This is a genomic window from Pandoraea pnomenusa, assembly GCF_000767615.3.
In the GTDB taxonomy this organism is placed as follows: Bacteria; Pseudomonadota; Gammaproteobacteria; order Burkholderiales; family Burkholderiaceae; genus Pandoraea; species Pandoraea pnomenusa.
On sequence record NZ_CP009553.3, the window covers coordinates 581,066 to 606,291 of the forward strand.

General features: G+C 66.6%; 22 protein-coding genes. 9 read left to right on the forward strand and 13 right to left on the reverse strand.

What is annotated here, in order from left to right; translation table 11 throughout:
* Positions 1–21: 21 nt before the first annotated feature.
* The 3 genes from LV28_RS26745 (at position 22) to LV28_RS26755 (ending at position 2,288) form a co-directional block, all read left to right on the forward strand.
* The gene (locus LV28_RS26745; protein WP_038618910.1) at positions 22–276 is read left to right on the forward strand and encodes a GlsB/YeaQ/YmgE family stress response membrane protein; all 255 of its coding nucleotides are present in this window, start codon (positions 22–24) and stop codon (positions 274–276) included.
* 22 nt (positions 277–298) lie between these two features.
* Positions 299–547 carry a GlsB/YeaQ/YmgE family stress response membrane protein gene (locus LV28_RS26750; protein ID WP_023594004.1) on the forward strand — a complete coding sequence of 83 codons (249 nt, stop codon included), beginning with the start codon at positions 299–301 and terminating at the stop codon, positions 545–547.
* A gap of 241 nt (positions 548–788) precedes the next feature.
* A complete protein-coding gene (locus tag LV28_RS26755; RefSeq protein WP_025250216.1) occupies positions 789–2,288 on the forward strand; it encodes an MDR family MFS transporter in 1,500 nt (499 codons plus the stop codon).
* 44 nt (positions 2,289–2,332) lie between these two features.
* Here the strand turns inward: LV28_RS26755 and LV28_RS26760 are convergent, their stop codons facing one another.
* The 4 genes from LV28_RS26760 to LV28_RS26775 form a co-directional block, all read right to left on the reverse strand.
* Positions 2,333–4,771, reverse strand: a complete 2,439-nt coding sequence (locus tag LV28_RS26760; protein ID WP_048806458.1) for a penicillin acylase family protein — start codon at positions 4,769–4,771, stop codon at positions 2,333–2,335.
* Positions 4,772–5,044: 273 nt separating this feature from the next.
* A complete protein-coding gene (locus LV28_RS26765; RefSeq protein ID WP_255315188.1) occupies positions 5,045–6,202 on the reverse strand; it encodes a glycosyltransferase family 2 protein in 1,158 nt (385 codons plus the stop codon).
* Complete coding sequence (locus tag LV28_RS26770) at positions 6,199–7,512, reverse strand: glycosyltransferase family 87 protein (protein WP_048806457.1); 1,314 nt, start codon at positions 7,510–7,512, stop codon at positions 6,199–6,201. The genes LV28_RS26765 and LV28_RS26770 overlap by 4 nt, the downstream gene beginning before the upstream one ends.
* Positions 7,513–7,915: 403 nt before the next feature.
* The gene (locus tag LV28_RS26775; RefSeq protein ID WP_081326800.1) at positions 7,916–9,382 is read right to left on the reverse strand and encodes an SLC13 family permease; all 1,467 of its coding nucleotides are present in this window, start codon (positions 9,380–9,382) and stop codon (positions 7,916–7,918) included.
* Between the two features lie 69 nt (positions 9,383–9,451).
* On the opposite strand from LV28_RS26775, the gene LV28_RS26785 reads away from it, so the two are divergent.
* Positions 9,452–10,108, forward strand: a complete 657-nt coding sequence (locus tag LV28_RS26785; RefSeq protein ID WP_048806455.1) for a GntR family transcriptional regulator — start codon at positions 9,452–9,454, stop codon at positions 10,106–10,108.
* A gap of 122 nt (positions 10,109–10,230) precedes the next feature.
* Here LV28_RS26785 and ychF read toward each other — a convergent pair whose 3' ends face one another.
* Both ychF and ypfJ read right to left on the reverse strand, forming a co-directional pair.
* On the reverse strand, positions 10,231–11,325 hold the full coding sequence (gene ychF / locus LV28_RS26790) for a redox-regulated ATPase YchF (protein ID WP_023872420.1): 1,095 nt from the start codon (positions 11,323–11,325) through the stop codon (positions 10,231–10,233).
* A gap of 138 nt (positions 11,326–11,463) precedes the next feature.
* Positions 11,464–12,333, reverse strand: a complete 870-nt coding sequence (gene ypfJ / locus LV28_RS26795) for a KPN_02809 family neutral zinc metallopeptidase (RefSeq protein ID WP_023594012.1) — start codon at positions 12,331–12,333, stop codon at positions 11,464–11,466.
* Positions 12,334–12,520: 187 nt separating this feature from the next.
* Between ypfJ and LV28_RS26800 the strand changes: the two genes are divergently transcribed.
* The 3 genes from LV28_RS26800 (at position 12,521) to LV28_RS26810 (ending at position 16,417) form a co-directional block, all read left to right on the forward strand.
* Positions 12,521–13,708, forward strand: a complete 1,188-nt coding sequence (locus LV28_RS26800; protein ID WP_038621660.1) for a UbiH/UbiF family hydroxylase — start codon at positions 12,521–12,523, stop codon at positions 13,706–13,708.
* Between the two features lie 77 nt (positions 13,709–13,785).
* Entirely contained in the window at positions 13,786–14,547 is a 762-nt protein-coding gene (locus LV28_RS26805; RefSeq protein WP_038618904.1) for a DsbC family protein, read from the forward strand.
* Positions 14,548–14,620: 73 nt separating this feature from the next.
* Entirely contained in the window at positions 14,621–16,417 is a 1,797-nt protein-coding gene (locus LV28_RS26810; RefSeq protein ID WP_115344582.1) for a M61 family metallopeptidase, read from the forward strand.
* A 98-nt stretch (positions 16,418–16,515) separates the two neighbouring features.
* Here LV28_RS26810 and LV28_RS26815 read toward each other — a convergent pair whose 3' ends face one another.
* Positions 16,516–17,454 (reverse strand): LysR family transcriptional regulator, encoded by a 939-nt coding sequence (locus LV28_RS26815; RefSeq protein ID WP_023594016.1) that lies wholly within the window; start codon positions 17,452–17,454, stop codon positions 16,516–16,518.
* Positions 17,455–17,723: 269 nt separating this feature from the next.
* On the opposite strand from LV28_RS26815, the gene LV28_RS26820 reads away from it, so the two are divergent.
* Together LV28_RS26820 and LV28_RS26825 are read left to right on the forward strand one after the other, a co-directional pair.
* A complete protein-coding gene (locus LV28_RS26820) occupies positions 17,724–18,323 on the forward strand; it encodes an FMN-dependent NADH-azoreductase (protein WP_023594017.1) in 600 nt (199 codons plus the stop codon).
* Positions 18,324–18,378: 55 nt separating this feature from the next.
* Positions 18,379–19,287, forward strand: coding sequence for a pirin-like C-terminal cupin domain-containing protein (locus tag LV28_RS26825; RefSeq protein ID WP_038618901.1), 909 nt, complete (start codon positions 18,379–18,381; stop codon positions 19,285–19,287).
* 176 nt (positions 19,288–19,463) lie between these two features.
* On the opposite strand, the gene LV28_RS26830 is transcribed toward LV28_RS26825, so the two are convergent.
* From LV28_RS26830 to dsbG, 6 genes are all read right to left on the reverse strand, one after another.
* Positions 19,464–20,501: a uracil-DNA glycosylase gene (locus LV28_RS26830; RefSeq protein WP_069106810.1), complete on the reverse strand. Its 1,038-nt coding sequence runs from the start codon at positions 20,499–20,501 to the stop codon at positions 19,464–19,466.
* Between the two features lie 69 nt (positions 20,502–20,570).
* Positions 20,571–21,266, reverse strand: a complete 696-nt coding sequence (locus LV28_RS26835; protein WP_023594020.1) for a CYTH domain-containing protein — start codon at positions 21,264–21,266, stop codon at positions 20,571–20,573.
* Positions 21,267–21,285: 19 nt separating this feature from the next.
* Positions 21,286–22,098 (reverse strand): indole-3-glycerol phosphate synthase TrpC, encoded by an 813-nt coding sequence (trpC, locus tag LV28_RS26840; protein WP_023872415.1) that lies wholly within the window; start codon positions 22,096–22,098, stop codon positions 21,286–21,288.
* A gap of 71 nt (positions 22,099–22,169) precedes the next feature.
* Positions 22,170–23,198, reverse strand: coding sequence for an anthranilate phosphoribosyltransferase (gene trpD / locus LV28_RS26845; RefSeq protein WP_023594022.1), 1,029 nt, complete (start codon positions 23,196–23,198; stop codon positions 22,170–22,172).
* Positions 23,199–23,276: 78 nt separating this feature from the next.
* Positions 23,277–23,864, reverse strand: coding sequence for an anthranilate synthase component II (locus tag LV28_RS26850; RefSeq protein WP_023594023.1), 588 nt, complete (start codon positions 23,862–23,864; stop codon positions 23,277–23,279).
* A gap of 363 nt (positions 23,865–24,227) precedes the next feature.
* The gene (gene dsbG, locus LV28_RS26855) at positions 24,228–25,142 is read right to left on the reverse strand and encodes a thiol:disulfide interchange protein DsbG (RefSeq protein WP_235210142.1); all 915 of its coding nucleotides are present in this window, start codon (positions 25,140–25,142) and stop codon (positions 24,228–24,230) included.
* Positions 25,143–25,226: the final 84 nt, after the last annotated feature.

The following is a 25,226-nucleotide window of genomic DNA, read 5'->3' on the forward strand; positions in this document are numbered from 1 at the left end:
TCCCGTCATTGGAGTCACGTCATGGGCATTATCGGCACCATCGTCGTCGGTCTGATCGTTGGCCTCATTGCACGCGCCCTGCATCCCGGGCGGGACAGCTTGGGCATCATCATGACCATCATTCTCGGCATAGCGGGCGCGCTGCTCGCCAAGTATGTCGGGCAGATTCTCCACATCTACACCGAAGGCCAGGCGGCCGGCTGGATCGCATCGATCATCGGCGCGATCGTGCTGCTCGTGATCTACGGCGCCATCAAGCGCGGCCGTACGGCCTGACGTTCGCGCCGCCGGACCGATCATGGATATTCTCGTGCTCCTGCTCGTGGGGTTGGTCGCCGGCTGGCTGGCGGGGCTGGTGGTCGGGGGCGGACTCGGTCTCGTGGGCGACATCGTCGTCGGTGTGATCGGGGCGTTCATCGGCGGCTGGTTGCTGCGGCATCTGGGTATCGCGGTGGGATACGGCACGCTCGGGCGGATCATCACGGCGACGATCGGCGCGATCGTCCTGCTCGCCTTGTTGCGGCTGGTACGACCCGTGCGGCGTTAAGCCGCACCCGGCTATCGGAATTCGGGACGTCTCGCGGCGTGCCCCACGCGTTTTCCTGCATTCGGCTATGCTTGTCGGCATCGCCTGGGCCCTATTGTCTTGACGTCTTGACTACGCGTGCGGCGTCGCCGCCACGTTCGATCCCCGTCTTCCGTCCTCCGGCGTGGCTGCCACGCCCGGCCAGGGGGTGGCGGCGCTCCTCGCAAGCTGGTACGCCCGATCCCCCAAAATCAAGAATCACATGTCTGCGACACGCAAATCCGTGCGGCCATTCATTGTGGCTTCCGTCATGGCGGCGACTTCCATGGTTGCCATCGAAGCCACGATCATCTCGACGGCCATGCCGCAAATCGTCGCCCAGCTCGGCGGCCTGAATCTCTACAGCTGGGTCTTCTCCGCGTTCCTGCTCGCGCAGACGGCCATGACCGTGGTGTTCGGCAAGCTGGCCGATCTGTACGGCCGAAAACCCGTGATCCTCGCGGGCATCGCCATCTTCCTGATGGCGTCGGTCGGTGGCGGGCTGGCGTGGTCCATGCCGGCCATGATCGCCTTTCGCCTGTTGCAGGGCGTGGGCGCGGCCTGTATCCAGCCGGTCAGCCTGACCATCATTGCCGACTACTACCCGATCAGCGAGCGCGGCAAGGTGCAGGGTTACCTCGCGAGCGTGTGGGCCATTTCGGCGGTGCTCGGCCCGATGCTCGGCGGTCTCATCATCCGGGACCTGTCGTGGGCGTGGATCTTCTGGATCAATATCCCGATCGGCCTGCTCGCGGCGCTGGGTTTCGTCCTGCACCTGCACGAGGAGGCACCGAGGCAGCGTCCGAGCATCGATGTGCTCGGCGCCGGGCTCTTCACCGTGGCGGTGGCGGGGCTCATGATTGCACTCACCGATGCGAACGCGTTCACCGACACGCACGTGTGGGCTGGCGTGCTCGTATGCGTGATCGCCTCGCTGCTGTTCGTGTGGCAGGAGCGACGCGCCCGGGACCCGATGATTTCCTTCGCGCTCTGGAGCCGGCGTCCGATTGCGGCGGCCAATGCCGCGACGCTGCTCTCGGGCATGGTACTCATGGGCCTGACGACATTCCTGCCGATGTACGCGCAGGGCGTGTTGCGCCAGACGCCGGTCGTGGCCGGCATGGCGCTCACCATGATCATGGTCGGCTGGCCGATTGGCTCGACCGTGGCCGCCAAGACGTTCACGCGCTTCGGCCTGCGCCGCATTCTGGTGGGCGGCAGCCTGCTCATGCCCGTGGGGGGGCTCGTCTTTGCGTTACTGGGGCCGAGCAGTTCGCCGCTGCTCGCCGGCTTCGGCTCGTTGCTGATGGGCTTTTCGATGGGCACCGGCAGCGTGAGCGCGCTCGTGCTGATCCAGGAGCTGGTCGACCCGACGCAGCGCGGCAGCGCCACGGCGTCGAACATCTTCTCGCGCAATCTGGGCAGCACCCTGGGTGCGACGCTGTTCGGCGCCGTCCTCAATTTCGGGCTGACCCGTTCGGACGGGCTCGCGCCGGTGACGTCGGACCAATTGCGTCACGTGCTCGAAGACCGGGGCGTGGCGACGGTGGCCGATCAGGCGATCCGCGCCGTGCTGCATCACTCGCTGCACCTCACGTTCCTGTCGATGCTGGCGATTTCGATCGGCGTGGTGCTGTTGCTGCTGCTGGTGCCGACCAACGCCGTCGACCGCTCGCGCAACATCAAGCGCGACAAGCCGGAGTTCGTGCCCGGCGGGCATTGACCGGCTCGCGGCGCGAACGGCCGACGCGTTACCGCGTCGCCGTCTCAGCGCGACGCCTCGGGCACCAGATGCAGGCGCGACTCGGTGGCCGCCTCGACCGCCGCACGTGAATAAGGCAACTTGAAGTACTCGCCGTCGAGCCACTTCTGCGCAAGGTCGCGATAGTGTGGGCTGTCCGGGTTGCCCGATTCTCCTGGCAGGTTCATTGCGCGGGTGTTGTCCCAGTTGCCCACGTCGACCACGATCCGGAACGAGGGACCGTTGGTCTGGCGGAAGTCGCTCACGCGGTACGTCGACTGGTTCGGCGTGAACGGGCTACCGCCCTTCGGAAGCGGGCCGACATTGAGCCTGGCGCGCATGTCGGCGTCCACGGCGTCGGCCAAGGGGTGGGCGTTCAGATTCGTCTGAAGCTTGCCCCATCGCCATGCACCCGGATCCGCGCCCTGGAGCTTCACCATTTCGGTCCATGCGTCGCCCAGGCTCGAGAGCAGCACGGCGTTGCGTTTGGCGTCGGCGTTCGCGCCGAAGCGGGCGGCAGGTTGTTCCAGGGCGTCGAGCATGGCGGCCGGATCGGGAGCGCCGAAGCTCTCGGCGGCAGTCCGGGGCAGCACGGCGTTCTTGTACGCGCGCCCGAGATGCCGGCTGAACCAGACCTCCTCCAGCGCGGCCGGTGCCGAATCCGCACCCATATGGGCATCCCAACCCTTGAGCAGCTTTAGCGCGGCGGCCGTGTTCGGGTCGTCGCTCGACAGCGGCGCGAGCAGTGCCACGAGACGGCGCGCCGGAATCGACACGATGTCGTTCTGCAGCCGCTCCGAATCTTCCAGCGACACTTTCTCCTTCGCCTTGAGCACTTCGTCGATGCGCGCGTGCCGCGAGCCGTTGGTCCACTCGAACCCGAGCTTGCGTTCGGCGTAAGGGTAGCCGGGCGGCATGTTCATTTCGTTGGACGTCGTGAAGTAGCCGCTCGACGGGTTGTACGCCGAAGGCAGTTGATCGCGTCGCCAGAAGCCGGCCCATTCGTAGCGCCCATCGCCGGGCACGGGCATCAGGCCATCCCAGTTCGGCCGGATCGGCGCCATGCCGCTCGGCACCCAGCCGATGTTGCCCGCGGCGTCGGCGTAGACCTGGTTGACGGTCGGCGCGCCCCAGGTGTCGAGCGCCGTCTGGAACTGGGCATAGTTCTTCGCGCGCATGTAGCGCATGGCATCGAAGTATGGCGACATGCCCGGTTCGAGCCAGGCCGTGCGAACGGCATATGCGCGATGCCGGGCCGCGTCGACGTGGATCACCGGCCCGTGCTTCGTGAACTTCAGGTCCGTCTGTACCGGGGGGCCGTCGCGTACCGGGATCGTTTCGTGCACCGTGCGCATCGGCACCCATTTGCCGCGGTAGCGATACTGGTCGGGGTTGGCCGGATTCAGGTCATAGACGTACAGGTCCTCCTGATCGATGTTGAAGATCGTGAGGCCGAAGGCGATGGTGCCGTTGTGACCGATCGCCACGCCGGGGATGGCCGGCTCGCCGGCGCCGATCAGATCGAGCGTGGGCGTGCTCACCTGCACGATGTAGCGCAGGCTCGGCGCGGCATAGGCGCGGTGCGGGTCGTTGGCCATGATCGCGCGGCCCGTCGACGACTTCTGCGGAGAAATCACCCAGTTGTTGCTGCCCTCGGCCGATTCGGTCGATACGTCGTACGGGCCATTCCCGGCGAGCTGCACCACGTCGGCGTCGGCACGCTGCAGCGAGTCCTTCGTGATCTTCACGCCCTGGGTGGCCAGCTCGAAGACCTTGAGCAGATCGTCGGGAAGGCAGGGGTCGAGGCCCGCGGGGACCTGGGTCTTCCATGCGGGTTGCAGGCCGACGCGCACGCCGTCGGCGTCCAGCGACGCCTTGCAGACGACCTTCGCGCGCGCCACTTCGCTCTTGAGGTTGCGCGTGAGCCCGTGACTCCGGATGCGTACGATGTCCTCGGCCGTCCACTTCGCCGGCCAGTAGCCTACCTTGCGGAACTCATAAGGCATCTGGTCGGGGTGCGCGGCGAGCCAGTCGATGTAGGCGTTCACCCCGGCTGCGAACGCTTCGGCCGCGGGTTTCGCGTCGGGTCCGTAGCGGCGCCATTCGGTGGCCATGTCTCCGCGATAGATGAAGCGACGCGCGGCGTCGTCCTGCGCCACGTATGCGCGTCCGAAAACTTCGGACAACTGGCCAAGGCCGCGACGTCGCCACAGGTCGATCTGGAACAGCCGGTCGCGCGCGGCGTTGAAGCCCTGTACGAAGAAGCCGTCACGCTCGTTGGCGGCGAAGATGTGAGGGACGCCGTTATGGTCGATCAGGATGTCGGCCGGCTGCAACAGACCGGCGACCGTAAGCGTCTGCGACGGCGGCGTGCCGTTCGCGGTGTCGGCGTGCGCGGACGCGCTCCACGTCGTGATGGCCAGGGCGAGCACGCTCGCGGCGTGGGTGGCGTTGAGGCGTTGCATTGTCTTCCTCCTGTTGTCCGGCGGGTATTGTTATTGCGGAGTACAACACAATCCTAGACGCATCGTACAGGCATGCAAGACCTATTCCGGGGAATGGAACAATTTTCTTAATATCTTTGTAATTCCGGGGTGCGGCATCGGCGGGGCGGGCCCGGTCGGGTGTTGGTGTCGGCAGTCGAACCGGGGGAAGGGCGGAGGGGGACGTTGCCGATGCGCGCCGGGACGTATGCGATCGAGGGCGCAATGCGAGGCGGTCCGGCGCGACCCGGCGAGTCAGCGGACGATGAACCGGCGCGTGCGAGAGGCGATCGGTTTGCCGCCGTTGGCGTGCGCGCGCAGCGCCTTCCTTGGTGATGTCGTTCGCTCGTCCGCCTCGTGTAGCGGAGCGTGCGACGGCAGGTGGCTGACCTTCACACTCGTTTGATAGCGGCGTCGCACCAGATACAACGGGCGGCCCTTCGATTCGTAGTAGATGCGTCCGACGTATTCGCCGATCACGCCGATTCCCACGAGCTGGATGCCGCCGAGGAACAGGATGCCGACGAGCAGCGAGGCGTAGCCGGGCACGTCGATGCCGTGAACGAGCGTGCGTAACACGATGTAGCTGCCATACGCGAGCGAGAGCAGGGCGAGCGAGACGCCGATGTAGGTCCAGCACCGCAGCGGCACGGTGCTGAAACTGGTGATGCCTTCGAGCGCGAAATTCCACAGCCGCCAGCCGGAGAACTTGGATACCCCGGCCGCCCGGGGATCACGCGTGTATTCCACGATTTCCGTGTGATAGCCGACCCAGGCGAACAGTCCTTTCATGAAGCGGCGGCGTTCGGGAAGGCGTCTCAGTGCCGTGATCACGCGGCGATCCATCAGGCGGAAATCGCCCACGTTCTCCGGCAGCTTCACTTCCGACAGGCGATTGTGCACGCGGTAGTAAAGACCGGCGGCCAGGCGCTTGGCGAGGCTGTCGCTTGCCCGGTTGGTGCGCTTGGCCAGGACCACATCGGCACCGTTGCGCCAGCGCTCGATCATCACCGGGATGAGCGCGGGCGGGTCCTGGAGGTCGGCGTCGATGGGAATGACGGCATCGCCGCGCGCTTCGTCGATCCCCGCGCTCAACGCGGCTTCCTTGCCGAAGTTGCGGGTGAAGTCGATGACGCGGATGCGCGCGTCCGCACGGCGCAGGGCCAGCAGTTCGGTCAGGGTGTCGTCGGTGCTGCCGTCGTTGACGCACACGATCTCGAAACGTACGCCTGGCAGGTGGTCGATGACCTGCGACACGGCCCGATGGAACGCGCCGAGCGCGGGGGCCTCGTTGTGGCAGGGCACGACGAGCGAGACGAGCGGCGTGCGGGACGCGGCCGAGGACGTCGGCGAGAGAGGCAGCGTCGGCGAGGAACGGCGTTCGGAGCGGTTGGCGGCGCGCGACATGGTCATGACCTCGTGTACGCGGGGGCGCCGGACGGCCGGTGACAGGCGAGGATGGCCGGCCGGGCGCCGCGGGCGTTGGACGTATCGGCACTGTCGGGCACGTGCGCGAGGCAGCGGCGACGTCGCCACAGCATCGCTAGCGTGAGCAGCGGGATGACCGGCATGAACTGGAAGCCGATGTGCAGTACACCGAACAGTCCGAACGAGGGCGTGAGCCACAGCACGACGAGCCACTCGCGCTCGCCGCGCAGCCAGCCGCGCGACAGGCCGTCGCGCACGTACCACGCGACGACGAGCGCAAGGATCGCGAGATCGTAGTCGTACAGATAGGGGCTCACGAGCGCGGTTGCGCACAAGAGCGTGGCGGCGCGTAGCGCAAAAGCGGTCGGACGGCGCCAGAAATCGATCATGACCGCCACGGCGCCCAGGGCGACGATCCCATGCACGACGGCGGACACCACGAGCGGCGCGCCAAGCATCTTCATCATCACGAAGATCGTTGGCACGCGGGCGATCTGCGCGGTGCCGTCCACGATGCTCTGTCGCGCGAAGGTCGTGGCATGCAGGAAGGTCGGATACACCTCGGGCCCGAACACGAGGGCGGCGAGCACCGTGGTGGCGACGACGGTTGCGACGCACGCGGCCAGCGCGCGCCACGCGCGGGCGCACAGAAATGCCAGCGGAAACAGGATCGCAATGTGTGGCTTGACGAAAAGCAGCCCGGCCAGCACGCCCGCCCAGACCGGCCGCTTGCGCAGCAGTGCCAGCGAGAAGCCCGCCAGAGCGGTGGTGTACAGCGCGATCTGGCCGGCGACGATCACGAGCAGCACGCCGGGGAAACCGACGATCGCCAGGCGGGCGTCGCGCCATGGTGCGGTACGTCGCAGGGCGGCGTAATAGAGCGCGAAGCCGACGGCGGCATAGACAGCGTACGCGTAGGTGAAGGGCAGGAGCGCGACGGGCGCGAGCAGGAGCATCATCACGGGCGGGTACAGCCACGGCATGACGCCGCCCATCTGGCTCGCCCATGGCTCCGCGGCCAGTTGGGCTCGGAACATGACGTCGATGTTGTAGGCGTCGAGCGCGTGGCCTTGCAGCACGAAATGGGAGGCACCCCAGAACGGCAGGAAGTCGAGGCCGATGGGGCCGATCGTCGGTGGTGAGACGGCGTAGCGTCGATAGGCCCAGGCGCCGAGCACGACGAGCGCGATGAAAACCGCCGCGCCGCTGTACAGGCGGATGCGGGCGCGATCGTCGGACCAATGCCGGGGTTCGCGCGTTGTCAGTTCAACGACGGCCGACGACTTCGATGCCATGCAAGAACCTCCCCTGGGCTGCATGAAATGACGATGTTCGACAACGATGACTGCGCCGGTAGCGATGCGACGCGTTGTGCGTCGGGTCGCAACGATTGTCGCGGGATGGGAGCGGTTTTCTCAAGCCGGACATTCCCGGTGTGGCGAGCGGGCCGGTGCATCGGGCGAGCGCGTCTCGCGACGACGCAAATGCTCGCCGACACGGCGCCCCGCCTGACTTTCATATTAGACGAGACGGCCTCCAAAGCGTCATGTCCAGGGGGAAGACGCGTGGGTTCCGGTCCACGGTGTGGCAAACCAGCGTTTGAACTGGAAATTCAAGGCACGCCGGCGCGCAATGTGCCGCGCGTGTGGCGCCGTAGGCGGGGAGGGGAAAAGCCGGAGGGCCCTTTGCCGCGTGTCGCTATCGGGTGAGGCCGATGCCGTGCCACCAGAGTGCGTTCAGCGGCACCACGGTGACAAGCGAGAGGAGGGCGGTGGCGACGCAGAATCGGGTGGCGTCGCGAACGCCGATGCCCGCGAGCGCCATGGCGAGCACCAGCGGCGGCGCCTGATACGGCAGGGCGATAGTGGAAAAGCCGACGGCCTGTGTGAGCAGAACCGCCTTCATGCCGAGCGGCGCGCCTGCGGCGAGGGTGGGAACCAGTGGCGTGTAGAGTGCCGGCGCGGCGTTGGACGTGACGAGAAACGTGAGCGAAATCGACAGGGCGACGAGGACCAGGTACGCCGCCGAGCTCGACATCTGTGCAAGATCGAGGCGGATGAGTGCGGGACGCAATGCGTTGGCCAGTCCGGCCTGGTCGACGGCGGCGGTCAGTCCGATAACGGCGGCGACGAACCACAGCGGGGCGAGTTTGACCTGCCTGAGGAATGCGTCGGGATTCACCAGCCTCAGCGGGCCGAGGCACAGCAGCGCGATGCCCAGGCCGACCCAGCCGGCTGCAATGTGGTGCCACGGCTCGGTCAGCCACAGACACAGCATGGCCGACAGGGCGGCGAGCAGTCGCCACTCGCCGGGGCTCATGACCCTGGGCGTGGCGGCAGTTTCGCCGGTTCCGTCGCTGCGGGTGGGCGTCAGGCGATCCGGGAAGAGGTACAAGGCGACGACGATCAGCACGACGCCGCGCATTACCGCGAGCGCGGGGATGAGCGCGAAGGCATATTCGCCGTAGCTCACGCGCCACCCGAGCACGGTCTCGGCGGTGCCTGCCATCACGAGATTGGGAAGGTTGGCGGGAAGTACGGCGCTCGTCAGTTCGCAACTGGCCAGCGCCGTGGCGAGCAGGAGTCCGATGCGCCCGGGCCGTGCGCTCGTGAGTCCGACGCGTTCGCAGAAGCTGAGCACGATGGGGGTAAGGATGGCGATGCGCCCCAGTGTCGACGGCATGACGATGCCGAGAAGAAAGGCGATCGTCACGAAGCCGGCCAGCGCGGCGCCATAGGCGTGGCCGCAGTGGTCGGCCAGACGTGACGCGATGCGCTCGCCCAGGCCGGTCGTGCCGAGCGCCATGCCGATGACGGCGCCGCTGAAGACGAGCCAGAACGCGCTGGACGAGAAGCCGGAGAACGCGACGTTCGCGCCGAACGACGTGCAGGTCGCGAGCAGGAACATGAGGAGGAGGGAGACGAGGAAGTCCGGCAGCCATCCGGTGGCCCAGTAGCTCAGGCAGAGCAGAACGACGATGGCGACAGCGAGCCCGTCGCCGCGCAGGCCGGCGGCGTACAGCGCGATGCCGGCAACGCCCGCCATCGTGGCGAGCAGCGCGTGGCGCCAGAGGTGGCGTCGGGAGAAGGCGTCGCCGGGCGAGGCCGAGGGCGTTGCCGACGCCGGAGAGGTCGAGGAGGTCGAGGAGGCGCTGACCGGAGGCATGGGTGTCACCTGTCATCAAATAATATATAATTTGAAGTAATTATATATTGTTAACGGATGAGGCGAACGATGCGTCAGTCAGCGGGCACGGGAACGGCGGTCGAGCGCGCGTATGAGGCCCTGCGCGAGCAAATCGGACGTGGGGAATTGAAGCCGGGCGAGGCATTGCGCCAGGACCATCTGGCGGCATCACTGGGGGTGAGTCACGTGCCGGTGCGCGAGGCGTTGACGATGCTGGCGGCCGACGGTCTGGCGACGAGCCGTGTCAATCGGGGCACGGTGGTGACGGCATTGACGGAGGCCGATGCGTTGGAGCTGGCGGATTTCCGCGCGGTGCTCGAGGGCCGTTTGATGGCCTTGGCCATGCCGAATCTGTCGCGAGCGGATATCGCTCGGGCATCGGCGGCGCTAGACGCCCTGGAAGCGGCGACGGATCTGGCGGACATCGTGGCGCGAAACGCGGCGTTTCACGCGATGCTCTACGCGAAGGCGGACCGGCCGTACTTCCAGCGCGCGGTGGCGACGGCGCGTCTCAATCTCGGCCGCTATCTGTTTCTCTCGTGGCGCGCCGAGGGCAACGCCGAACGCTCGCATGCCGAACACCGGACGTTGCTGCATCTGTGCGAGATCGGCGACGATGCCGGCGCCGTCGCGCTGGTGGCGCAGCACAACCGCCAGACCGGCGAGCGCATCGCGCAGATCATTCGGGAGGAATGGGCGCGGTGAATACGCGGGATGGCGAACCGATTCATGCCGCTCCGCAGAGCGTCCTGCGAGCGGCATGAGGACAAAGAAAAAGCCCGCGCGAGGCGGGCTTTTCCTGAGGTTGGAACGGGCTCGGACGTTGATCAGACGTTAAACAGGAAATTCATCACGTCGCCGTCGTGCACGACGTATTCCTTGCCTTCGGCGCGCATCTTGCCGGCTTCCTTTGCGCCTTGTTCGCCCTTGTACTGGATGTAGTCGTCGAACGCGATGGTCTGCGCGCGGATGAAACCGCGCTCGAAGTCGGTGTGAATCACGCCGGCGGCCTGGGGCGCCGTGTCGCCGACGTGGATCGTCCAGGCGCGCACTTCCTTCACGCCAGCCGTGAAGTACGTCTGCAGGCCCAGCAGCTTGAAGCCCGCACGGATCACGCGATCCAGACCCGGCTCGTCCATGCCCATGTCCGCCAGGAACTCCGCCTTGTCGGCGTCATCCATGTCCGCGATTTCCGCTTCGATGGCCGCGCACACCGCGACCACCGGTGCGTTCTCGGCCTGCGCATACTGACGCACGGCGTCCAGGTGCGGGTTGTTCTCGAAGCCGTCATCCTTGACGTTGGCGACATACATCGTCGGCTTGGCCGTGATCAGGCAGAACGGCTTGATCAGCGCCAGCTCGTCGTCGGAGAGCTTGAGCGAGCGCACCGGACGCGCCTCGTTGAGCACCGGCACCACCTTCTCGAGCACCGCCACCAGCTTCGCCGCTTCCTTGTCGTTGCCCGACTTCGCCGCCTTCGTATAGCGCTGCAGCGCCTTTTCGACCGTGCCCAGGTCGGCCAGCGCCAGTTCGGTGTTGATGACCTCGATGTCGGAGATCGGATTCACCTTGCCGGCCACGTGAATGACGTTCTCGTCCTCGAAGCAGCGCACCACGTGCGTGATGGCGTCCGTCTCGCGGATGTTCGCGAGGAACTGGTTGCCCAGGCCCTCACCCTTGGACGCACCCGCCACCAGACCGGCGATGTCCACGAACTCCACCGTGGCCGGCAGAATGCGCTCGGGCTTGACGATCTCGGCAAGCTTGCCCAGTCGCGGGTCCGGCACCTCCACCACGCCGACGTTCGGCTCGATGGTGCAGAACGGATAGTTCTCGGCGGCGATGCCCGCCTTGGTCAACGCGTTGAAAAGGGTCGATTTGCCGACGTTGGGCAAGCCGACGATGCCGCATTTGAGGCTCATGCTAAATCCTGTGTGTCCGAAGCGGCGTCGAATGCGCCGGCGGGAGTCCCTGTGATCGCGCCGTCATTGCGTCGCGGAAAGTCCGCTATTGTACCCGTTCTGCCGTCAACGCCACCCGCTTCACCCCCCTCGGCGCCGTCAGCTCAATTGCTTGGCCGAGAACGTGTCGCACTTGTGCATGTCGCCCGACTGCAGGCCCTGACGCAGCCAGTACACGCGCTGCGCGCTCGTGCCGTGCGTGAACGATTCCGGCACCACCCGGCCCTGCGATTGCTGCTGCAACCGGTCGTCGCCAATGGCCGCCGCCGCCTTCAGGCCCTGCTCGATATCGCCTGGCTCCAGCAATTGCTGGTTCGCCCTGGCCGCGTTGTTCGCCCACACGCCCGCCAGACAGTCCGCCTGCAACTCCAGACGCACCGACAACGCATTGGCCTGCGTCTCGCTCATGCGGCGGCGCAATTCGTCGAACTTGTCCGATATCCCCAACAGATTCTGGATGTGGTGGCCGACCTCATGCGCGATGACATACGCCTGCGCGAAGTCGCCGCCCGCCCCGAAGCGCTGACGCAATTCGTCGTAAAACGCCAGATCGATGTAGACCTTGCGGTCGCCCGGACAGTAGAACGGCCCCATCGCCGTCTGGCCGGTCCCGCAGGCGGTCGGCGTCGCCCCGGAGAAAAGCACCAGCTTCGGCGCCACGTACTGACGCTCGACCTGCTGCGGGAATACGGTCGTCCACGTGCGCTCGATGTTGCCAAGGACCTTGCGCGTGAAGACGGTCTTCGGATCGTTGGCCGGCGCCGCGTTCGGGCTCGATTGGGGCTGCGACTGCGTCTGCCCCTGGATCATCTGCGAACCCTGGATGATTACCCTCGGATCGATGCCGAAGAAGTACGACGCGGCCAATGCCACCACGAGGGTGCCGATGCCGATGGTGGTGCGCCCCCCGAAGCCGCCGCCCCGGCGATCTTCGACATTCTGGCTCTCGGATTCGTTGTCGAGGCGCATGGCAGACTCCCTTTCGATATTCACTATGCGCGCCAGTATAGCGCCGCGAAATGACGTGCGACGTTGTGTCCCGGTCGCCACGTGCCGCCCGGGCGTCGCTCGCGCGGCAGGCGTGCGACAATACGCCATCTCGTTTTCTGAACCCAGCCGGCTCGCGCGATCGATGCGCTGGCGCTGCATTCGCCGCATGTCCCAAACGCAAACCTCCAGCCAAACGCACGACGTCGTCGTCGTCGGTGGCGGTCTGGTCGGCAAGGCCGCCGCCTTGCTGCTCTCGCAGGCTCGCCTGTCCGTCGCGCTGCTCGCCCAGCCGGTCGCTCCCGCCACCGCCGGGGGCGACATGTGGGACGCACGCATCTACTCGCTCTCGTCGAGCTCGCAAGCCCTCTTCGAGCGCATGCGGGTCTGGCAAGCCGTCGATCCGGCGCGCGTGAACCCCGTCTACGACATGGAAGTCTTCGGCGACGAGCGCGGCAGCCTGCACTTCTCCGCCTACCAGGCCGCCGTGCCGCAACTGGCCTGGATCGCCGAATCGTCGAATCTCGAACGCGCCCTCGACGCCGCTCTGCGCTTCTCGCCGCAGGTCCAGTGGCTCGACGCCCGCGCCGATGCGCTGGAAGTCGATGCCGCCGCGGCCTCCGTGCGCCTGTCCGATGGCAAGACCTTGCGCGCCGCCCTCGTGGTCGGCGCCGACGGTGCCCATTCGTGGGTGCGCCGCACCGCCGGTCTCGACGGCTCGGTGCACCGCTACGAACAACTCGGCGTGGTGTGCAATTTCCGCGCGGAACGCCCGCATCGCGACACGGCGTTCCAATGGTTCCACGACGGTGAGATCATCGCGCTGCTGCCGCTGCCCGATCAACATGTCTCGCTGGTCTGGTCGGCCGCCGACGAGCACGCCAACCACCTGCTTGCGCTCGATCCCAAAGCGCTCGCGGCGCGCGTCGACACGTTCTCGAGCGGTGAACTCGGGCGTCTTGCGCCGGTCTCAGCGCGCGCCCAGGGTTTTCCGCTCGTGCTCGCGCAGGCCAGGCGCCTGATCGCCGCGCGCGTGGCACTGGTCGGCGATGCGGCGCACGTGGTGCACCCGCTCGCCGGACAGGGGATGAATCTCGGCCTGCGCGACGTGGCGGCGCTTGGCGACGCCGTCGCCGCGCGCGAGTCGTTCCGGGATTGCGGCGACGCGGCAGTGCTGCGCCGCTACGAGCGCGCCCGCAAGGAAGACATCGGCAGCATGGCGCTCACCACCGACGGCCTGCACAAGCTGTTCTCCACGCGCAGCCCGCTCGCGAAGTTCGTTCGCAATGCCGGACTCGACGGCGTGAACATGCTGCCGTTCGTCAAGAAATTCCTGATCGGCCGCGCACTGGGCTGACCCGGCATGACCCTCTGGGCGCGCGCTCGGCATTTGCCGTTCGCGCTTCCCGCTAGCCATACTTCTGGAGATTTTCGATGTTGCAACGTACTCGCGCCGCGGCGCTCGCGTTCGGTCTGACGGCACTTTGCGCCGCGACACTCACGACGTCCGCCTTCGCGCAGAACAAGGCCGACGCATCGCTCGATCGCGTGAAGGCCGCGGTGCAGAAGACGCTCGGCGCCGACGCGCCGATCAAGTCGGTGGCGCGCACGCCGATCCCCGGACTCTACGAAGTGTCGATCGGCGGCGAGATTCTCTACGCCGACGAGAAGGCCCAATACGTGATCCTCGGCGGCAACCTCGTCGAAACGAAAACGCGCCAGAACCTGACCGAAGCGCGTCAGTCGGAACTCAACAAGGTCGATTTCGCCAAGCTGCCGTTCGATCGCGCATTCAAGTACGTGAAGGGCAACGGCAGCCGCAAGATCGCGGTGTTCTCCGACCCGAACTGCCCGTATTGCAAGCGCTTCGAAGAGACGCTCAAGTCGTCGAAGATCGACAACGTCACCGTCTATACCTTCCTCTACCCGGTGCTCGGCCCGGACTCGGACGCCAAGTCGAAGGCGATCTGGTGCGCGGCGGATCCGGTCAAGGCGTGGCACGACTGGATGCTCGACAAGAAGGCACCGCCCACGGCCACGGCCAAGTGCGACGACGCACCCGTGAGGCAAAACGTGGCACTCGGCCACCAGTACAACGTGACGGGCACCCCCACGATCATCCTGGCCGACGGCCGCCGCCTGCCGGGCGCCGTGCCCGCCGAAGAACTCGAAAAGGCGCTCGCCACGGTCAAGTAACCAGGCCACCGGCCACCGCACGCCCGACCTCCCGACAACAAGAAGCCGCCACGTCATGACCGCCACACCCGTCTTGCCCGCCGTTCGGTATGCGATCGTTCCGAAGTCGCCCGCCGCCCACCTGTTCGAAGTGAGCGTCACGGTCTCGAACCCTGCCCCCGAAGGACAGCGTTTCACGCTGCCCGCATGGATTCCCGGCAGCTACATGGTGCGCGAGTTCGCCCGCAACATCGTGACGATCGGCGCGACCTGCCGGGGCCGCAAGGTCGCGCTCGACAAGCTCGACAAGCACACCTGGCAGGCCGCGCCCTGCAAGGGCACGCTGATCGTGACGTATGAAGTGTACGCCTGGGACCTGTCGGTGCGTGCCGCGCATCTCGACGACACCCACGGCTTCTTCAACGGCACGAGCGTGTTCCTGCGCGTGGAAGGGCAGGAACACGCGCCGTGCGAAGTCGACGTGCTGCGCCCGCGCGGCGCGGCATTCAAGTCGTGGCGCGTGGCCACCGCGCTCGCCCCCGCCGAGGGCACGGCAGCGCTCGACTTCGGCCGTTATCTCGCCGTCGACTACGACGAGTTGATCGATTCCCCGGTCGAGATGGGCACCTTCGTGCACGGCACCTTCAAGGCGTGCGGCGTGACGCACGAAGTGGCGATCACCGGACCAGTGCCGAATCTCGATCTCGAGCGCCTGCTGCGCGACATGAAGAAGATCTGCGAGTCGCAGATCCGACTGTTCGAGCCGGGCGCCAGTTCGCGCTCGCGTGTGCCGATGTCGCGCTACGTCTTTCTGCTCATGACAGTGGGCGACGGCTACGGCGGTCTGGAGCACCGGGCATCGACCGCGCTGCTCGCCAGCCGCAACGACCTGCCGGTGCAGGGCCAGGCGCGCATGAGCGACGCGTACCGCGGCTTCCTCGGCCTGGTGAGCCACGAGTATTTCCACACGTGGAACGTCAAGCGAATCAAGCCGGCGGCATTCGCGCCATATACGCTCGATCAGGAGAATTACACGCGCTTGCTATGGCTGTTCGAAGGCTTCACGTCGTACTACGACGACCTGATGCTCGTGCGCAGCGGTGTGATCGCCCCCCCGGCCTATTACGAGCTCGTTTCCAAGACGGTCGCGAGCGTGCTGCGCGGCAGCGGCCGCCTGAAGCAGACGGTGGCCGAGAGTTCGTTCGACGCCTGGACGAAGTATTACCGTCAGGACGAAAACGCGCCGAACGCCATCGTGAGCTACTACACCAAGGGCTCGCTCGTGGCGCTGGCGCTGGATCTGACCATCCGCTCGCAAACGCGCGGCCAGAAATCGCTCGACGACATCATGCGCGCACTATGGCAGCGATACGGGCGTGATTTCTATCGCGGCGCACCGGTGGGCATTGACGAGGCTGCCGTGCAGCCGCTGTTCGAGGAAGTCTCCGGCCTCGACCTGTCGGACTTCTTCGCCACGGCGATTCACGGCACCCGCGATCTGCCGCTGGCCGCGCTGCTCGAGCGCATGGGCCTCACGCTCGAACCGGTGACACCCGAGAATGGCCGTCCCTCGCTCGGTGCGAAGACGACCCGGCGCGGCGACGATCTCACGCTCTCGCAGGTGCTCGATGGCGGCGCCGCGCAGGCAGCGGGACTGTCGGCCGGCGACGTGCTCGTGGCAATCGATGGCCTGCGCGTGACGACAGGCAATCTGGACAAGCTGCTCGAGCGCTACCGCGCCGGCGACCGGGTCACCGTCCATGCGTTTCGCCGCGATGAATTGCGCGAAACCCCCCTCACGCTCGACGCCCCCGAGATCACGCAGTACCGCATCACCGAGACGCGGGATCGCGCCGCAGCGCAGCGTCGCGAGAAGTGGTTGTCGGCCTGAGCACCCGAGCGCCGTCGCGCGCCGAGGGCGGCCGGGGAGCCTGATGGCCGTCGATCGGACTTCGCCTGTCCGGTTCCGGTGCTCCGGCGCAAGCAGGCTCAGGCGGTGAGCGGACCCGGCACCGCCGGGTCGCGATTCTCTTCCGGGCAGGTGCGCGCCACGGCCAGCATGTGCTCGATGAAGGCCTGTGTCTTGCGCGGCAGGAAGCGCCGCGACGGCGTGACCAGATTCACCGGGCTTTCCGGCAGCGACCATTCCGGCAGGACTTTCACCAGACGCCCGCCGCGCAGCGCGTCTTCGGCCAGTATGTCGGTCAGCGCGGCAATGCCGCTGCCCGCAAGCGCCATCTCCTTGACCATTCCCATGCTGTTGACCTGAATCGCGCCCTGCATCGTGATATCCACGCGCTGGCGACCCTTTTGCAAGGTGTCGGAGGTGAACAGGCGCCGCGAGCCCTGCAGGATCACGAACCGATGGCCCGCCAGTTCGTCCGGCGTGGCGGGCAACCCGGTGGCGCTCAGATACAGCGGGCTCGCGTAGAGGCTGCGGGTGAGCATGAGCAGCGGGCGCGCTACGAGCGTCGAGTCGGAGAGCTGCCCGGCACGAATCGCCACGTCGACACGCTCGGCAATCAGATCGACCTGTCGCGAACTCAGGTCGATGTCGACCGTGATTTCGGGATAGGCCGCGCAGAAGGTGGCGAGCGGCACCGCAAGCCACTGCGCCGCGAAGTCGGCCGGGGCGGTGATGCGCAGCCGCCCGCGCGGCTTGCTCGACAACTGCGACGCGAAGTCGCGCGTCTCTTCCACTTCCTCCAGTATCGGCAGGCAGCGCTCGTAATACGCTTCGCCGACTTCCGTCAGTTCGAGCCGTCGCGTCGTCTTGTGCAGGAGCTTCGTGCCGAGGCGGGCCTCGAGCCTCGAGAGGCGGCGGCTCACGGTGGCCTTCGGCAGATCGAGCCGTTCGCCCGCCCGCGTGATGCTGCCGGAGCGCACGACCTCCGCGAAGATCAGCATGTCATTCAGATCGTCAATCATCGCGCGCGCTCCTCGGTGACGCGGTCGTCCCGTCGCCGCATGCGGCATGACAGGGGCGTGAACAAGTTAAGAACGGGACAACGCAGCCCGAATCCGAGCTTTGGGATCATTGTTCCAAAAAGGGAACAAACAATTCGATTTTACCGGCTTGTTTCATTTTTGGGGGTAACTAGAATTCATCCCAAGCCGACGTGCAATTCACGGCAACCCCGAAGCGGGGCGCCTGCGCGGACGGATCCTCTTACACCCCAGGCTCAGGAGCCAGTGAAATGACCACCATTCTCCAGATCAATTCCGCCGCCCGCTCGCAAGGCGCGAACTCGACCACCCTCGCCAACGAAACGGTGGCGCAACTGGTTGCCAAGCACCCCGGCGCCAACGTTGTCGTGCGCGACCTGCTCTCCGATGGCGTGCCGCACCTCGACGAAGCCGTGATCGGTGCGTTCTTTACGCCCGAAGAGCAGCGCTCGGCCGAGCAGAAGGCCATCATCGCCCGCAGCGACGAACTGATTGCGGAAATCCAGGCCGCCGACTATGTCGTGTTCGGTGTGCCGCTGTACAACTTCCAGGTGCCGACGCAGCTCAAGTCGTACTTCGACTGGATCGCCCGTGCCCGCGTGACGTTCCGTTACCGTGAAGACGGCAGCGTGGAAGGCCTGATCCAGGGCAAGAAGGTGATCGTGGCGTTCGCGCGCGGCGGCAACTATAAGGACACGCCGGCCGACAGCCAGACGCCGTATCTCAAGACGATTCTCGGCTTCCTCGGCATGACGGACGTGACGTTCATCTTCGCCGAAGGCCTGGCACGTGGTCCGGAATCGGCCGCTGCCGCCTTCAAGGGCGCCCGCGAAGCCATCGCCGCGCTGTAATCGCGCAGCGCTCAAGGCTTCGGCTACCGCTTCACCCGCACGCGCAGGTCCCCACATGGCCCATCCGACGCCCCTGCATCCGCGTCAGACCCGGCGCCCGGCTGCCCACGCCGGCGCGAGTGCCATGCCGCGCGTGCTTCCCGTCTCCCGTCCCGGCCGTTGTGCAGCGGCTGCGGGGGCGGGCGTTTTCGATCAGATCGACGAGACCGATCCGTTGCTGTCGATCGACATCTTTCGCCGCCACGGCGCATGCATTCCGCCGCATCCGCATGCCGGATGCGTGGTGGCGACTTATCTTTTTCCCGATACTGAAACCTCGCTGCGATGCCGACACGCGCATGGCGGCGATGACACGCTGCGTCCCGGCGACATGCTGTGGCTCGAAGCGAACTGCGGCACGGTGCACGAGGAATCGCCCGTCGACATGCGCGCCGCGGTACGGGGCGTGCGAATGATCGTCAACCGTGCAGGACGTCACGCCCAGGGCGCGCCCGCGCAAACGGTGGTGCGCAGGGAGGTCATGCCGCACTGGCGCGAAGGCGACGTCGACCTGACGTTGATCTGTGGCCAGTGGGGTGAGCGCAGCGTGGCGCGAACCGAGGGCGAGCGCACGACGCTGCTCCAATTCGACTGGCGCGTCGACGCGCTGCGCACGCTGGAGATTCCGTGCGACGAACGTCGCTGGGTGGCGTTGATCGTACAGGGCGAGGCCGCGCTGGCCGGTCATGCACTGCGTGCGCAAGGCGCGGGCGCGCAGGCCGTGCGGCTGCCGCCCGGCGTGTGGCAATTGGCTGGCCGAGGTGGCGCACGCCTGGTGCTTGTCGGCGGCGAGCCGCTCGGCGAACCCGTGGTTTATCGCGGTAACTTCGCCGCGCGCGACGAAAGCGATCTGGTCGAGCTGACCCGCCGCTATCAGCAGGGCGCGATGGGCGTCCTGGCGCCACTTGCCGAAACGCTCGCATAAGCAAAGCTCCCCGGCATCGCGGCCGGTTCACCCCGCCAATCGAATCACATCGCCTCGCTTCGAATCGCTCGATTTCGAGTCTCGATGCCAGGCGTCGGTGCGTCCGGCACGACCGACATCGCGGCGACAGGTGCCGGGCACCTGCCGGCACGATGGCAGGCAGGGGGCAGGCACCGTCAGGCAGGCAGGCGCCAGTCGATGGGCGTCTTGCCGTGTTGTTCGAGGAAGGCGTTGGCGGCGCTGAAATGGCCGCAGCCGAGAAAGCCCCGGTGCGCCGAAAGCGGGGACGGGTGCGGTGCTTCCAGCAGCAGGTGGTCGTGTCCGGCGAGCAGCGGCGCCTTGGCCTGCGCGTGACTGCCCCAGAGCATGAAGACGAGCGGCTCCGGTTGCGTGGCGAGTCCGCTCAGCAGTGTGTCGGTGCACGCCTGCCAGCCGCCGGTCTTGAACGGCTTCGCGTGGCTGGCCGCATGGCCCGCTTCCACCGTGAGGGTCGTGTTGAGCAGCAGCACGCCTTGTTTCGCCCACGCGTCGAGATTGCCGTGCGATGGGGGCACGATGCCGAGATCCCGCTCGATTTCCTTGTACATGTTGCGCAGCGACGGCGGCACGCGCACGCCGCGTTGCACGGAAAACGCCATGCCGTGCGCCTGGGCAATGCCGTGATCGTCGCCGTGATACGGGTCCTGACCCAGGATCACGACCTTCACGTCGCCGGGCGACGTCATGCGCAACGCGTGAAAGATGTCGGCGGGATACACGGTCTTGCCCGCCGCGACTTCCGCATCCACGAACCGGCACAGGGAAGCATAGGCGTCGCTTTGCACGAACGGCGCGACCAGCGTCTTCCAGTCGCGCGGCAGGGCGTCGAACTGGTCCTCGATGCGCCCCTTCAGTGGCCCGGCGGCCTCGGGATGGCTGTCTTGCGCCACGGCGCGCGGTGCCGCCGGTTTCGTCGCACGGGGCACTGCCGCACCCGACTTCGGCGGACGACCGCGACGACGTACCGCAGTGGCGGCACTCGCTTCGGCCGGCGGTTGCGTGGTGGTCGAATTCGGGTGCGTCGCGTCCGTCATGCCGGTGGTGGCGGTGGTGGCGGTGGTGCTGGCGCCGGAAGCGGCCGCCGCACCGGCGGCCTCCGGAACCGGCTCGTCGAAGAGCGAACGTTGTCGTGCGTCGGACGTTGCCGAGGAGGTCGCGCGGGAGCGTGATGCCATCGATGCGTGTATGAAAAGTTCAAGAAGCGGCGCGGTCCGGCAAGCGCCGGGCGCCGCGCCCGTCGGCGTTCAGTGGCCGAGTATCTTTTGACGTAGTCGATAACCGCGCTGCGCCTTGCTCACGTTGTCGCTGCGCAACTCCGGGAGCGCTGCGCGCAGGTCGGCCGCGAGGGCGTGCAGAATGCGCTCGCCCTGGCCTTCGCGGTCGTCGTCCGGGGCGTCGAGCAGTTCGAGTTCCACTTCGACGAGCGGTTCCGTATGCCGGGTGCCGTCGATCGCCACGGCGACCTCGCCCTGGTCGAACGCAATTTCCACGGCCGTGCCGTCGCCGGCAATGTAGCGCCACAGGCGGCGCACGAAATTCGTCTCGAACTGCGCCACGACGTTCGCGCCTTCCGAGCGAAGCAGCTCGACAGTCTGCGGCACATCGCATGCTGCGATCAACGCGGCGAGTTCAAGTGCCTCGCCCTTGACCGGCAGTTCCCACTCGTGGCGCACGTGCAGGCCGTCGCGGGCTTCGCCCACGGACTTTAGCGTTTGCAGCCACTGCCCGGCATGGCCGTCGCGCGCCACGTAGCGCAGCCGCAGGGCCGCCTTGGCGTGCGCGAGCGCGAGCGAGGGCGTGTCGAAGTACCGATTGACGAGATGACGCTCGCCGCGCGCCTCGGCGCCGGGCAGGTGGTCGAGGTGTGCGATCAGCGCGTCGGCGCGCGCGGCGGGCAGGTCGCCCGGCAGGGCGAGTTTGAGTTCGCGTTCGATGGCCATCGGTGTGCGCTCCGCGAAATCAGCGAGGCATGTCGAACAGCGTGGCCAGGGCATCGCCCGGCTCGGGCGCTCGCATGAAGGCTTCGCCGACGAGGAAGGCATTGACGTTGGCCGCGCGCATGCGCGTCACGTCATCGCGCGACAGAATGCCCGACTCCGTCACGACGACTCGATCGTCGGGAATGTGCTTGAGCAGGCCCAGCGTGGTGTCGAGCGAGACCTCGAAGTTGTGCAGATTGCGGTTGTTGATGCCCAGCAGCGGCGTGCGTAGCGCGAGCCCAGCCTCGAGCTCGCGGCCATTGTGCACTTCCACGAGCACGGCCATGCCCAGCTCGTGGGCCTGCGCCTCGAGATCGCGCATCTGCGAGCGCTCCAGGGCGGCGGCGATGAGCAGAATGCAGTCGGCGCCCATGTCGCGCGCCTCGTACACCTGATAGGCGTCGATCATGAAGTCCTTGCGCAACACCGGCAGGTCGCAGGCGGCGCGCGCGGCTTTCAGATAGGCCGGCGCGCCCTGGAAGAACTGGACGTCGGTCAATACCGACAGGCAGGCGGCGCCGCCACGCTGGTACGACTCGGCAATTCGTGGCGGCACGAAGTCCTCGCGAATCACCCCCTTCGACGGGCTCGCCTTCTTGATCTCGGCGATCACGCCGGGCAGTCCGGCGTCGATCTTCGCGCGCAGCGCACCGACGAAGTCGCGGGTGCGCAGGGCGCTGTCGTTGACCGTCGCCTCGGCGTCGCGCCGCAGGCTTGCGAGGTCGCGGGCGCGCTTCGCGGCGGCCACTTCTTCGGCCTTCACGGCCAGGATCTTGTCGAGAACGGTAGACATATCGATGTGGATTCGGAGGTTCAATGAAGGTCGGGCGTCACGTGTCGGATGCGCGACGCCGTCGCGTCGGTTCAAGCCTTGAAGCGCTGCGTGAACTTGACGAATGCGTCGAGCTTCGCCCGGGCAGCGCCGCTGGCGATCGACTCGCGCGCCATGCCGATCCCCTCGCCGATCGACGCCGCACGATTGGCCGCGTACAGGGCGGTGCCCGAATTGAGCACCACGATCTCGCGCGCGGTACCCGGCTTGTCGTCGAGCGCTTCGAGGAGCATCGTCTTCGACTCGTCGGCGCTGCCGACTTTCAGGCTGCGATTGCTCACCATCTGCAGACCGAAGTCTTCCGGATGAATCTCGTACTCCGTGACCTTGCCGTCCTTGAGCTCGCCCACCAGCGTGGCGGCGCCGAGCGAGACTTCGTCCATGCCGTCCTTGCCGTAGACGACGAGCACGTGTTCGGCGCCCAGCCGCTGCATCACCCGCACCTGGATCCCCACCAGATCGGGGTGGAACACACCCATGAGCTGATTGGGCGCGCCGGCCGGATTCGTGAGCGGGCCCAGAATGTTGAAGATCGTGCGAACACCCATTTCCTTGCGCACGGCGGCCACGTTCTTCATGGCGGGATGGTGGTTCGGCGCGAACATGAAGCCGATGCCGACCTCGCGCAGGCACTCGGCCACCTGGTCGGGCGAGAGCATGATGTTCACGCCCAGGGCTTCGAGCACGTCGGCGCTGCCCGACTTCGAACTGACGCCCCGGTTGCCGTGTTTGGCGACCTTCGCACCGGCGCCGGCCGCCACGAACATCGACGCCGTGGAAATGTTGAACGTATGCGACACGTCGCCGCCGGTGCCCACGATGTCGACGAAGTGTTCGTCGGCCGGCGCATCCACGTGGTTGGCGAACTCGCGCATCACTTGCGCGGCGGCGGCGATCTCGCCGATGGTTTCCTTCTTCACGCGCAGGCCGGTGATGATGGCCGCTGTCATGACCGGCGAAATCTCGCCGCGCATGATCAGGCGCATCAGATGAAGCATCTCGTCGTGAAAAATCTCTCGGTGTTCGATGGTGCGCTGCAGGGCTTCTTGCGGGGTAATCATTGCGTTGTCTCGTATCGGTTCGGCGTTCGTCGTATGCGGCTGGGCGGCTGGGCGGCTCGGGGCGGGTGGCGGCGCGCGTCAGGCGGCCTGCGCCACGCGCGGCGCGGCCTGCAGAAAGTTGCGCAGCACGTCGTGGCCGTGCTCCGAGAGAATGGACTCGGGGTGGAACTGCACGCCTTCGACGTCCAGCGTCTTGTGGCGCACGCCCATGATTTCTCCGTCGTCCGTCCAGGCCGTCACCTCGAGGCAGTCGGGCAGCGAGGCCCGCTCGATCGCCAGCGAGTGATAACGCGTGACGGTGAAGCGCCTGGGCAGGTTGGCGAACACGCCTTGCTGCGTGGTTTCGATCTCGCTTACCTTGCCGTGCATGATCTGCTGCGCGCGCACGACCTTGCCGCCGAAGGCTTCGCCGATGGCCTGATGGCCGAGGCAAACGCCGAGAATGGGAATTTCGCCCGAGAATCGCTTGAGCACGTCGAGCGTGATGCCCGCATTGGCCGGGCAGCTCGGGCCCGGCGACAGGCAGATGCGATCAGGGGAGAGTTCGGCGATCGCGTCGAGCGTGATTTCGTCATTGCGAAAGACGCGTACGTCTTCGCCCAGTTCACCGAAGTACTGGACGATGTTGTAAGTAAACGAGTCGTAGTTGTCGATCATCAGCAGCATGATGGTCCCTGTTCGTCGGGTGACAAAGGATTGTCGAACGCATGAGATTTGCGAATTCCCCCTGAGCGTGCCCCCACATTGAGTTCGCGATCCGCGGGGGAGGGCGCTATGGGGATGAGATGGACGTGGCGGGTTACCGCCACCAGCGCAGGGCGGCGGTCAGGGGCGACCAGAGGAGGGAGAAGGACTGATGCGACTTCATGGTGAAGCCGATTGTAGCAGTATCTGCGGCCCGCCGTGGCGGGGTGTCGCAAAAAGCGGCCAATCGGCGAATTTCACGCGCCATCGGGCTAATTCTTGCAAGAATGTGCGCCCGACGGCGGGCTTCGGTAGACGAATCTGCGGCCTGAGAGGCGCGTCCGCTCAGCGTGGCCCGAGGATCGCCGCGAGCGCATCGTCCGGCGGCATGCCGCTTGCGCGCCGGACGATGCCCTGGGCGTCGCGGTACACGATGCCCGGCGTTCCCCGGAATCCCAGTTCCGCCATCAGCCGCTGATTCGCATCGAGCTTCTGTGCGACGGGCTTCGACACATTCCGTGCGGGTTTGATGCCGCCTTGCGCGAATTGCCGCTCGTTCCGGCGCAGGGCGGCCGACGCGTCGGCCGCCTCCAGGATCGCGGCCGCCTTGGTGGCGCTGTCGGCTCGGATCACGCCTACGACGACGTGCCGCAATTGCACTTTCCCCGCCGCCACCCACGGGCGGGCGATCTCCCAGAAGCGGTTGCAGTACGGGCAATTCGGATCGCTGAACATGAAGACCACGCGCGGCGCCTCGATCTTGCCGTCCTGCACCCAACCGGACGACGCGAGCCTTGACCACATGGCCTCGCCCATGGGCTTTTCGACCAGGGCTTTCACTCGCTCGACATCGAGCGGTTTGCCGTCGGCCCCGATGCGGGACCCGACGATGGCCCCGCCATCGCGCGACAGGTAGACGGCGAGCGGCTGCTGGCCGGCAAAACCGGCGTAGCCGCGCAGATCCGAACCCGTCTCGAATGGCTGCAAGCCACTCACGCCTTCGCGCTCGAGCGATTGCAGGACAGCCGGCTTGTCTGTCGCCGTGGGAGCGTCGGCCGCTGGGCTGCGTGTGGGCAACGCGAGCAGAACGGACGACGAGATGGCAAAAGCGAGACACAGGCGAGTGGACATGGCGAACTCCTTCGGCGCGCGGGACGCCGGATGGTGGGAAGCGGCAGGCGAGGCCTGCCGAAGAGCGGCTGAAACCTCCGGGGGCCGCGGGAGCGTCGTTCGTTGGGTCGACCTGCCTTCCTGCGGCATTTCCGGACAAGTCGGAGCGTGTTCGATCAGGATTAATCGAAAGTGAATCCGTTACCGTGAGGGCTCGACGCGATCATTCAGATA